Annotated in this window: 7 protein-coding genes and 1 pseudogene; 3 read left to right on the plus strand and 5 right to left on the minus strand. The window is 50.2% G+C overall.

Going from position 1 to position 12094, the window contains the following annotated elements; genetic code table 11:
• Positions 1-29: 29 nt before the first annotated feature.
• Positions 30-1373, minus strand: a complete 1344-nt coding sequence (locus ACJ9N4_RS06705) for an OprD family outer membrane porin (protein WP_411500355.1) — start codon at positions 1371-1373, stop codon at positions 30-32.
• A 93-nt stretch (positions 1374-1466) separates the two neighbouring features.
• Positions 1467-2264, minus strand: coding sequence for a histidine phosphatase family protein (locus ACJ9N4_RS06710; RefSeq protein ID WP_411500356.1), 798 nt, complete (start codon positions 2262-2264; stop codon positions 1467-1469).
• A 460-nt stretch (positions 2265-2724) separates the two neighbouring features.
• On the opposite strand from ACJ9N4_RS06710, the gene surE reads away from it, so the two are divergent.
• The 3 genes from surE to ACJ9N4_RS06725 all read left to right on the plus strand — a co-directional run bounded on the left by surE (position 2725) and on the right by ACJ9N4_RS06725 (position 7007).
• Positions 2725-3594, plus strand: a complete 870-nt coding sequence (gene surE, locus ACJ9N4_RS06715; RefSeq protein WP_411500357.1) for a 5'/3'-nucleotidase SurE — start codon at positions 2725-2727, stop codon at positions 3592-3594.
• Positions 3595-3723: 129 nt separating this feature from the next.
• On the plus strand, positions 3724-5592 hold the full coding sequence (bglF, locus tag ACJ9N4_RS06720; protein WP_182920055.1) for a PTS beta-glucoside transporter subunit IIABC: 1869 nt from the start codon (positions 3724-3726) through the stop codon (positions 5590-5592).
• A gap of 17 nt (positions 5593-5609) precedes the next feature.
• Entirely contained in the window at positions 5610-7007 is a 1398-nt protein-coding gene (locus ACJ9N4_RS06725) for a glycoside hydrolase family 1 protein (RefSeq protein ID WP_182918724.1), read from the plus strand.
• Between the two features lie 70 nt (positions 7008-7077).
• Here the strand turns inward: ACJ9N4_RS06725 and ACJ9N4_RS06730 are convergent, their stop codons facing one another.
• From ACJ9N4_RS06730 to ACJ9N4_RS06740, 3 genes and pseudogenes are all read right to left on the minus strand, one after another.
• Entirely contained in the window at positions 7078-8607 is a 1530-nt protein-coding gene (locus ACJ9N4_RS06730) for a carboxylesterase/lipase family protein (RefSeq protein WP_182918725.1), read from the minus strand.
• Between the two features lie 117 nt (positions 8608-8724).
• Positions 8725-10137, minus strand: a pseudogene (locus ACJ9N4_RS06735) (PTS transporter subunit EIIC); the annotation flags it as partial.
• Between the two features lie 192 nt (positions 10138-10329).
• Positions 10330-11685 carry a carbohydrate porin gene (locus tag ACJ9N4_RS06740; protein ID WP_182918726.1) on the minus strand — a complete coding sequence of 452 codons (1356 nt, stop codon included), beginning with the start codon at positions 11683-11685 and terminating at the stop codon, positions 10330-10332.
• Positions 11686-12094 lie beyond the last annotated feature (409 nt).

Raw genomic sequence — 12094 nt, forward strand, 5'->3', positions numbered from 1 at the left:
ATTCAGATCGCGCGCTATTTTTACCCAATTCAGAACATATTAAAGCGGTACTCAATGATAATTTCAGAGGCTAGAGTATGTGCCCGCGTGTAGTGTCCGTCGGTAAGCACCGGTGTTTTTCCCTTGCTTTTGTATGACCATCCAGGACCAACCATTGCCCACACCGTCAGGTTTTTAAACACCGGATCGGTGGGAACCCAGCGACTGAAGGCGTTAATCTCACCGGAGCGGACATGGTTGCCCTTGTAGTTGAACTGCGCAATGTTACCAACCAGACCCACGGTCAACGCCGGTGTTAACTGATAATCAGCCATGTCGGCCATCACCAACTCACCATCACGCATGTAATCATCACCCGCGTAAGCCATTGAGATAAACGTTCCACGCGAGTTTTTACTCAGATGGCGTGGATAGAAACCAATTTCATTGGCTTTACTGGCATCGGTATAGCCGATACCCCATTTATTACTCCAGCGGTCTGCTTTCCAGGTAATATCAAGGGCGAAATGCCAGGCTTGATCGTCAAAATCGCGTTTATTGGCGGGCATGGCGCGATAGTCATCCAGTGCCTGAGTGGCGTAGATTTGGCTGCCAATATTCAGCCGTGGAAGTGGCCTGAGGTTGCTAAACAACAGCTGGCGGCGCAGATAGTTTTGGCTTTCGCCATACGCATACTGAACATCCATCAGCGGTGTTTTCCACTTCACATCCCCTCCAACCAGATAATCAATATCCCGCCCGGTATTGGTCTGGAAATGTACCTTTTCTGGCGAATTACGTTCCATCGCGTTTTCTAAATACGCCCCGTGAAGTGCCACATCTCCGTAGACCGCCCCACCGCTAATACCGGAGTAAGTGGTTGGAGAGAGTCGGGTGGAACTTGAAATCACGCCATAGTTCTTGAATGTCTGCCAGCCCCAGCGGGCATTCAGTTGTGTGTCGCCCAGCGCATACTTCATTTTAATATTGCGTTGACCAAATTTAGAAAACCCTTCCGCATTGCCTTTTTTATTTCCTTTGCCCTTGTTGTACAGAATACCACGAGAATTAAAGTAATCACTTGCACCTAATTTTATGGCGCTATAATAAACAGCATCAACACCGATAATGTCAGCAAAATACCCGGATTGATAGTCAACGGCGACCCCCTGCCCCCACGCACTGTGCACATGTTTAGGGTTGGCGATATCCTCCTTCAGATATTTCCAGTAATTCTTGGCAGACAGTGTTAAATGCGAATCGGAAATAAAAGGGGAAATATACCCTGCATCAGACTGGATAGCTGAAGATGCAATTCCATTATTGTCGGTGGCCCAAATAGATGCAGAAACCCCAAGCGTAACAAACGCAAAAGCGATACGTGTCAGATTCATTTATTATCCCAAAAGAGGCAAAAGCCGGGTACTGCCAAAAAAAAATGGCATACCTGAATCAAGCCCTAAAAGAAAAATCAGTAAATTATGTCGTCATTCACCCGCGAGAGATTTCTTCCCTGCATCAACATATTTCAACGTACCGATCTCTGGCACAGTATAACGGCCATTTTTATACACTATTTTCACTACTGCGGCATTGGCAATGGGTTTATTTCTGGCCGGATCAGAGGTCAAATCAGAGATCATGATTTGCATTGACATACCGGATGAAATAACCAGAACATTTTTATCACCCTGAGATTTTGCCCGTTCGACAATGCTGCCCAACGCAGCCCATGTGCGCGCTTTTACCTGCGCATAATTCTCTGCCAGACCGCTGGGATCGGCGCTTGCCAGCGCATTCTGGCTATCGCGCAGTGCGATTTTGCCAGCCATCATAGCATTGAATAATTCACCACCATCTGCCATGCCGAGCTTGTGCGCAGCAGCATTGGCCATTTCTTTATTACGCGCCCCTTCAAAACTGCCAAAAAAAACCTCACGTAGGCCTGGCAGTTCATTTAGATGATAATCAGTGATACCCTTCTGAGTTAAAATCACTGCCATTGTTTCACGCTGCCTGCCGGCATCACTGGAATAGAAACGATCAAAATGAATATTTTTCATCCCCTCACCTAAATAGCGTGCGATCTGGCGACCCTGATCGGTAAGAGGGGAATCCGCCCATCCTTGAACACGATCAAATGTATTTAAAAACGTTTTACCATGACGTGCAATATAGATGTTTACGCCTTGTTCACCAGGGGCATTACTCTTATTATTTGCCATCACCATTTGGCTATTAATCACGCTAACCAGAGCCAGTAAAGCAAGAAACATTTTTTTCACGTGTGACCTTCCGTTTATCATTCTCTATACGCCAGAAACAAAAAAACCTATGCTAACTTCCTGATCAGTTAATTTTGATCGGGAAGATGAGCATAGGTTTTGCCTGTGGATACAGTAACAATCCAATGGACTGAAACCATATCACTAATGATTTTGCATGACATCATATTTATTAAAAGAAAATGTAGGAACATGATCGCTTTCATAATGCGGGTAGCTTATTGGATTATTTACACTCGCAAACATGATATATTAAGCCAAAAAAGTGAAACCGGTCACAGAAACCAGCGGGGACATCTGGACTAAATCGATTCCAACGCGTATTTTCGTTGCAGTTCTGGGATTGTTACTGAATCAGGCAAAACCTAAGGCACTTTTATGCAGCCACGCTGCAGCGAAGTGCTTTAGGTTTTTTTTTGCGCTGAATTCAGCCCCCGCCAGTCAGAAATAAGGATTAAAGATGAAAATAACTCTCCTCGCTGCAACGTTACTGCCCATGTTTGCCTGTTCTGCCTTCGCTGCGCCACTGAAAATACTGATTGTCAATGATGATGGTTGTGAATCTCCCGGCAGTATCTCATTACAGGAAAAGCTGGCAGCAAAAGGTTTTGATGTCTGGATGGTAGCCCCCGACACAAATCAGAGCGGTATTGGTTCAGCCATTACTTTTAAAACCGGTAAGCTGTTCGATGTCAAAAAAGTCACCGACAAACGTTTCTGCTTCCCCGGAACGCCCGCTGACGCCGTCGATTTCGGCTTGCAGGGCGTGCTGAAAAACAGCCCTCCGGACCTGGTAATTTCAGGCGTGAATGACGGCCCCAACACCGGGATGGCGCAGGTGAACTCCGGGACCGTCAGCGCAGCGGCACGAGCAATCCGCTACGGCTACCCGGCGATCGCCGCCAGTATCGGCTATATCCTTAGCGAACAAGAAATGAAGAACAAATGGCCAAGCACTCACAAGTACTGGTCCGACTCCGTTGATTATGTCGTGGAGGTCGTTGAAACCCTTAATGCCAGACGCACGCCAGGTACGGCGCTGCTGCCAAAAGGTTCTGGGCTGAGCATCAACTACCCTGCACTGGCAAAAGAGGAGATCAAAGGGGTGCGCTACGTCGAAAATGAAAGGTTCCCGGTGCCACAAATCGGTTATGAATTAATGGCCAACGGCCAGGCAAAACAGACCATCAACCCGGCCGCACTGGAAAACACGCAGAACGAGACTGATTCAGGTTGGCTCAATAAGGGATATATCACCTATACCCTGTTCGACGGATCCTGGGATGCACCCGCATTCCAGGCACAATACGAAGCATTGCTAAAAAAATAGTCCATTGCTGCGCGCGTCGCGCAATGCCCGACGCATAATGATTTCGCAGGCGGGCAAAACCTGTAGTACCGGCGGTTGGCCGTTCGGTACTCGGTTTTAAAGATCTCAGTACGGATAAGATGAATGAACATGAAATTTGAGGAACTGGCCAGCGATATCTTGCGCCACGTTGGCGGTGGCGAAAACATCAACAGCGTGGTGCACTGTGCAACCCGGCTTCGCTTTAAGCTTAAGGATGACAGCCTGGCCGACGCTGAGACGCTGAAAGCCAATCCCGACATTATTATGGTCGTCGAGAGTGGTGGCCAGTTTCAGGTTGTTGTTGGCAACCACGTCCATGATGTCTGGCTGGCCCTCTGCCAGGTAGCCGGCATCAGCGATGATGTCCCCAGCCGGACAGAACAATCAGACAATAAAGGTGGTTTACTGGCAAAATTTATCGATATAGTTTCGGGTATTTTTACGCCATTTCTTGGTGTGATGGCAGCCTGCGGTATCCTCAAAGGTTTTCTCGCCCTTAGTCTTGTTTGCGGCTGGATGACCGAAAACAGCGGAACCTGGCGTATTCTGTTTGCTTCCGGCGATGCATTGTTTTATTTCCTGCCCATGGTGCTCGGCTACACCGCCGGCAAAAAATTTGGTGGCAATCCCTTCTTAACTATGGTGATCGGCGGTGCCCTGATCCACCCGATGATGATTAACGCATTTCACGCGAGTGCAGATGGCGCAACTGAGACATTCCTCGGACTCCCGGTGGTGTTTATTAACTACGCCTCCTCGGTAATTCCCGTTATTTTTGCCGCCTGGTTTTGTTGCTGGCTGGAACGCCAGTGCAGCAAGGTACTGCCCTCTGCGGTAAAAAACTTCCTCACACCTCTTATCTGCCTGTCCGTCACCGTGCCATTAACCTTTCTGGTAATTGGTCCACTGGCAACGGGTCTTGGCGAACTTCTGGCGGCCGGTTTTCAGACCATTTATAAATTCGCCCCCTGGCTGGCGGGTAGCATTCTCGGTGGCCTGTGGCAGGTGTGCGTGATCTTCGGTCTGCACTGGGGACTGATCCCGTTGATGATGAATAACATGGCTGTGGTGGGCCACGATCCCATGCTGGCTATCCTGCTGCCAGCCGTATTTGGGCAGGTCGGCGCTGCTCTGGGAGTTTTCATCAAAACCCGCGATCAGCGTCTGAAAGCACTGTCCGGCTCAGCCGCTGTTGCCGGTGTCTTTGGCATCACCGAACCTGCCGTATATGGTGTAACGCTACCCTATCGTCGCCCGTTTATTTTTGGTTGCGTCGGGGGAGCCATCGGCGGCGCAATCGTCGGCTTTAGCCTGAGCCAAGTGTACTCTTTTGGGCTGGCCAGTATCTTCACTCTGGCACAAATCATTCCGACAAGCGGTTTTGATTTCACCGTCTGGGGAGCCATTATCGGTGTGGGTGTTTCATTCCTCTTCGCCTGTCTGATGACCATTGTTGCGGGCCAGCCAGCCACATCAGCAACTTCAACGCCAATTCAGGCAACCATTACCGCAACTCTCGATGAAAATATGGTACTTGCCCCCCTGAGTGGCGTCACCATTGCACTTGATGAAGTGCCAGATGCCACCTTCGCCAGTGGTCTGATGGGTTCCGGTGCAGCCATCATCCCGTCAGAAGGAAGAGTCGTTGCCCCCTTCAGTGGCGAAGTTGCCAGCCTGTTTTCAACACGCCATGCCATTGGGTTACTCAGCAACAGCGGTATTGAGATCCTGATTCACGTCGGTATTGATACCGTCAAACTTAACGGTGAACACTTCACGGCGCATGTTAAAGAGGGCGATAAGATTCACCCCGGTGAACTGCTGATTACCTTCGATCGTGAAGCCATTCTCAGTAAAGGTTTTGACCTGAGCACCCCTATCATTTTGAGCAACAGTGACGACTTTGCCGGATTGGAACACCAGCATGAAACACCGTACGTCAATGCTGGCGATCCGTTCCTGTGCGTCAAACGCTAATTTTAAAGGAGATCACCATGAACAACACTTTTCCGGACGGATTTTTATGGGGCGGCGCAATGGCGGCAAACCAGATTGAAGGCGCATGGCAGGAAGATGGTAAAGGCGTGTCAACATCAGACATGCTGCCCAACGGTATTTTCGGTAACGTTGTCGCACGCCACGAAGGTCAGCACAGCATTAAAGACGTCGCCATCGACTTCTACCACCGTTACCCGGAAGATATCGCGCTGTTTGCCGAAATGGGTTTCACCTGTTTGCGCGTGTCAATTGCCTGGACCCGCATCTTCCCGCAGGGGGATGAAAACACGCCGAATGAGGCCGGACTGGCATGGTATGACAACTTGTTTGATGAAATGCTGCGCCACAATATCCAGCCAATGGTAACCTTGTCGCATTACGAGATGCCCTGGTGGCTGGTTGAAAACTATGGTGGCTGGGGAAACCGTGACGTCATCACCTTCTTTGAGCGCTATGCCCGTACCGTTTTCACTCGCTATCAGCACAAAGTCAAACTGTGGTTGACGTTCAACGAGATCAACATGTCCCTGCATGCACCGTTAACCGGTGTCGGCCTGCAAGACGGCTGTAGCAAAGCAGAGATATACCAGGCGATCCACCACCAGTTGGTGGCCAGCGGCCTGGCAGTTAAAGCACTGCATGACATTATTCCTGATGCCAAAATTGGCAACATGCTACTAGGTGGCCTCACCTACCCGCTTACCTGCAAACCCGAAGACGTTTTTGCCACGTTGCTGGACAACCGACAGTGGCAGTTCTTTGGCGACATCCAGTGTCGTGGGGCTTATCCGGGTTATATGCAGCGTTTTTTCCGTGAAAACGACATCACATTACATATTGAGCCGCAGGATCATGACGCGTTACGCCACACCGTTGATTTTATCTCCTTCAGTTACTATATGACTGGCTGCGTCACAGCAGATGCTGAACTGGTCGAGAAGTTGCAGGGAAATATTCTCGATATGGTACCCAATCCGCATCTTGAAAGCTCCGAGTGGGGCTGGCAAATAGATCCTGTGGGCTTACGCACACTGCTGAACGTTCTTTGGGATCGCTACCAGAAACCGCTATTTATCGTTGAGAATGGGCTCGGTGCCCAGGATACACCGGACCACGAGGGTCGCATTCACGACCACTATCGTATCAGCTATCTCAACGATCACCTTGTCCAGGTACGCGAAGCGATCGAAGATGGAGTGGAACTCATGGGATACACCTCGTGGGGGCCAATTGATCTGATTAGCGCGTCAAAAGCCGAAGTTGGCAAACGCTATGGCTTTATCTACGTTGATCTGCAGCAGGATGGTTCGGGTACGCTGGCGCGCAGTCGCAAAGAGAGCTTTTACTGGTACAAAGGAATTATCGCCAGCCACGGCAAGTTGCTGAAAGCGTAATCGCATAAACAAAAATACCCCATCATTGCTGACGGGGTATTTTTTATTCTTACCAACTAAAGTAAATGCATTATTCCTTTACCAGCGTTTCGACTAAATCCAGTCTCTCTTGCCACGGATCGCGCTGGGTCCGTGTCTGTTGCGCTCCTGCCGCAGGGATCAACAACAGGTTGTCTGCCTGACGGTTGAAAGCTGGCCATTCAGGTAGATTTTTCTCATTGGGCTGGCTGCTCCTGGCAAAATTTACCCAATACCGATTAAGCTGGGCGGCCACGGCCTGATCTTGCGGTTTCACCGTATCGGCATAACGTGCCATTAGTGTATTAAAAACATACGGAATTTCACTGGCATGCTGCGCGCCAGACGTCTGGTCACTCAGTGCCTGCGCCACGTAACCAAAACGATACTGCCACACAGGAAGCTGGTTATCACTCCACACCCGGGCCATATAGCGCGCCGGTTCAACCATAAAGCTATCGCTGGCAATGGCGTTGGCAGTCTGCTGCGGTGACATATCGCGATAAGCCTGGGCCGCTTTGCCGCGCAGGTCAGCCGCAAACGGAGCAAACGCCTGTTCTCGTGCAGTGACCTGTGGTGCAAAACCAATATCCGCGTCGTTTGTACCAATAATCAGCGGCACTTTATTGAATTTCCCCTTACTGTACAGTTCGTGCGGTTCTGCGGTGATAATACGCCCATCGATCATCGGTCCGGAGTAATCCGGGCTTTGCATGGTGGCCATATTAAGGCCACTGACCACCTCGTTGGCAGGAAGATGTCGCAGCGCCTCCAGCGCCTTGTCGTCATTGCCGTTGACGCCGTGTTTGGCGGCAAATGCCAGACCGGCTTTTTCTGCCTGCTGCCAGTTCTGGTGTGGGACGATACTGTGACGACCAGAGCCGGACTGGATAATGGCTTTCTGGAACAGACCCGACGCTTCTTTGCTGGTCAACAGGCTGTTAACGGAGAAGCCCCCTGCTGACTCGCCAAATAGCGTGACATTGTCCGGATCGCCATTGAAGTTAGTTATATTATTTTTGACCCATTTCAGCGCGGCAAGTTGGTCCATCAGACCGTAGTTACCCCGCAGTGGATCGTTAGCGAGTGCCGGATGGGCGAAAAAGCCAAAACGTCCCACACGATAGTTAAAGCTGACGAACACCACACCCTGGCGGGCAAAGGCGTCTCCGGCATACACCGCAGGGGATGAGCCTCCATTGACAAACCCACCGCCATAAATCCAGACCATGACAGGCAATTTGCCGCTGGCGTTAGCCGGTCGCCACACGTTGAGCGTCAGGCAATCTTCGCTAAACCCTATACCTAACGGCGCGGCATCCCCTGGAAACGGTTCTTGTAGACAATCTTTTCCGTAGTGTTTTGCCGAACGAACACCTTGCCAGGCTGTTACTGGCTGCGGGGGCTGCCAACGAAGTGCCCCAACGGGTGGTGCGGCAAACGGAATGCCCTTAAAAGCATAAACGCCTTGATGTTCACTTCCCAAAATACGTCCATCCGTCACCCTCACTTCAGGGTCAGCGGCCTGAGCCAGGCCAGCCCAACAGATAAAGGTGAATCCAATCGCTAATGTGTATCGCATGTCAATCCCCTGCTTTAATAAGCCAATTGGGAAGAAGGTCAGTCGCGACCCTCCTCCCGGTGTATAACGTTAAGATCGCGTTTGTGGCGTTATTTATGGATGCTGTTTGAGCTCATTTTCATCACTCGTGGTCGAACCTGTCGCCGCATTTTGTGCATTCAACCCCGGCAGTCCTGCAACCAGCGTCATTGTGCAGCTCAGAAGCAGCGCCACCACCGTGCCGATAATGCCCCCCCATAAAGTGGCATCGACGCCACCCGGCGGAATCATCTGTGCAATGGTAAAGATGTTGGCAAATCCGAAGGAGTACACGTGGGTATTACTGAAGCCTACAATGGCTCCCCCTACCGCCCCCGCGATGCAACCAAAGATAAACGGACGTCTGAGTGGCAGGTTTACGCCGTACACTGCAGGTTCAGTAATACCGAAAATACCGGCCGTCACGGAGGAGCCAGCCAGCATTTTCTGCCGGGCATCACGGCTACGCAGGAAGATCCCTAGCGCTGCGCCGACCTGACCCATCACGGCTGGCAGCAGCATGGGCAGCATCGTGTCATGGCCCAACACAGCCAGGTTGTTGATCATCAGCGGGACCAGACCCCAGTGCAGGCCGAAGATTACGCACACTTGCCACAGTGCGCCGATTGCCGCACCTGCCAGCCAAGGGGCAAGGACATAAATCCACTGGTAGCCATTAGCGAGGAACTGACTAATCCAGGTAGCCAGCGGGCCAATAATCAGGAAGGTCAGCGGTACCGTAACCACTAAGCAGATCAGTGGCGCAAAAAAGTTCTTCATGGACGATGGCAGCAGTACTGAACTCTTTTTCTCCAGCCAGCAACTCACCCACGATGCGAGAATAATCGGGATCACTGACGCGCTGTAGTTGAACCAGGTTACCGGAATGCCAAGGAAGGTTTCCGTGATAGCGCCAACTTGTTGACTGGCTGTAAACGCATCAATCATCAGCGGATGGGTCAGCGCGCCGCCGATTACCATCGTAATAAACGGATTACCACCGAACTTCTTCCCGGCGGTGTAACCCAACACAAGTGGGAAGAAGAAAAACAGCGCATCACTGGCAGCAAACCAGATTTTATAGGTAGCGCTATCGGTGGTTAACCATCCGCAAACAACTGCCAGGGCCAGCATTCCTTTGAGAATACCGGAGGCCGCCAGCACGCCGATAAAGGGCGTAAAAATCCCAGATACAATGTCAATCACATGCCCCAGCATGCTACTTTTATTACCTTTTTTCTCCCTCGCTGCAGGGGCATCATCCATCAGACCGGCTTCAACACACACAGCCTGCCAGACATCACCCACATCATTCCCGATGACGACCTGAAACTGACCGCCACTTTCGACGACCATAATCACACCCGGGCATTGCTTTAGCACTTGAGCATTAGCTTTTTGGTTATCATTTAATTTGAAGCGAAGTCGGGTGGCGCAATGCACCAGACTGTTAATGTTCTCTTTACCACCGACGTGGTCGATGATTTTTTTCGCCAGCGCTTGATGTTTCATATGATGTTCCTTACGTCCGGTGTCCGTAGTCACCGACTGACTGAGTAGAAAAATAAAAAAAAAAACCCAAGAACGTTCCACATTCAGCGAACGCGCTCAGGTTTTGCCTGCATAGTGCAGTAACAATCCCATTCTGTTATTTGCCAGTAATAAAACAGCATGACGACTCTGGCTGTACTGGATGTTTATGTATTAGAACGTCACCACCGTTTTCAGCTCTGTAACCCAGGCATCCTGGGTCTCTGAAACGCCACCAGGGTTATGCCAGTACTGAATACCCGGCTGCAGTTCGATCCACGAAACCGGACGGAAGCGATAATAGATCTCAGCATTCATAGAGTGGCCGGGTACAGGGCGATAACCCAGATTGTTGTAGTCAGAAATGCCGCTGATGCTATTCATATACCGCTGATTATGCGCAAACTCGTTGCTCGCATTGAACCAGGTTGCACCAATACCGATGGTGTCGTTCGGACGAGCATCGAACAGTCCACGGTAGCGGAACGTGGAAGCCAGCACGGAATGGATAACGTTCGTACTTTGGTCTGCAAGGCTGAAGCTCAGTGAGGTGCTCAAGCCACGATTTGGATCACCTTCATGCTGTGTCAATTGCTGGTTAAAACCGGTATACATAAACCAGGTATCACTATGTTTCGTATAACCATTCGGATCGGTAGCACCGGCACCACCAGATTTCCCTCGATAGAGATCGGTTTGCGGCGCATTGGTGTAAAGCACACCGAAGTTGTAAATCCCCGGTAATCCATTGATGATAGGACGGGTTTCAATTTCTAGTGGCAGCAATACGCCTTTACTGCCTTTCGTCGACCAACTCCATGCATGACTGCGGCTGGTTGCATCCGGGTTTTGCTCCATCACCCCACCTTTTAAGGTCACGGTTGGCGTAATTTTGTACTCCAGCGTGGTGCCCCAGGTATGCATGTTCCAGTTGCTCCAGGTCAGTGAGTAAGCAGACTTACCGCCGCACTGAGAGAGTAGTTGGGAATCACAAGGGATGATTTGGTCGAATGTCTGGACTTTGTTCATCATGCCGACACGCCAGGTCAAGCGACGATCATCAAAGCTCCGAGCAAAAGTCAACCAGCCCAGACGAGTAATGGACCCCCCACCCCAGCTCTCCTGGGTCAGATCGTTAAACGGAACGCGCGGATCCTGGACACGTTTGGTCGTCAGGTTGTCATCATGGTTACGGTTAACAATATTCCCTTCAATACGAGCATCAGGGATCCCGGTCCAGCGTTCTAGATCCTGATTGAAGGTCAGCGCGAACTGATCAATATAGGCCACATGTGAATCATGGTTGTACCCGCCTCCACCGTTCCAGGCGATTTCGTTCAGATATCCCAGATTGTAGGTAAAGCCATTGTCGTTGAGGATCTTACGAATGCCGAGCATGTCGCCCAATACAGGGGCAGGTGGAGCTTCAAAACCCAGTACCGTCCCGTTCCAATCTTGTGCCGTTGTGAATGGCGATACCGTCAATAAGGCAAGTGCGTAGAGCTTATAATGTATTTTTTTATATGCCATAATGAGACCTATTTATTCAATGCGTAACCGATGGCAGGAAATTTATATATTTCCCGTTATCATTTTATTTCAGATAATAGCTACCCCTGCGGTCAGTAATAACCGCAAAACGCTACTTTAAATAAAGTTAAACTAATAGGTAGAATGCGTCTAAATGTACCTCCTCATTAACGACAGGCAAAAAAAAACCTAAGTGCACCGCTTGCGCGGAACACTTAGGTTTTGCCTGTTAGCCAGTAACAATCCTGAGTTGTAAACAGAAGGGACTGTATCATCCTTCCACCGTGTTGCAAACATTCAGTATGCGCTACGGTATAAATATGTGAACAATGTATCACTTGCGTGATTGTAACTCACTTTCGAAGTCATTACGCGGCACCGTGCCTTTTTATACCCTCTCAGGCATATT

The organism is Enterobacter sp. LM3, assembly GCF_046622475.1.
Lineage (GTDB): Bacteria > Pseudomonadota > Gammaproteobacteria > Enterobacterales > Enterobacteriaceae > Enterobacter > Enterobacter cloacae_P.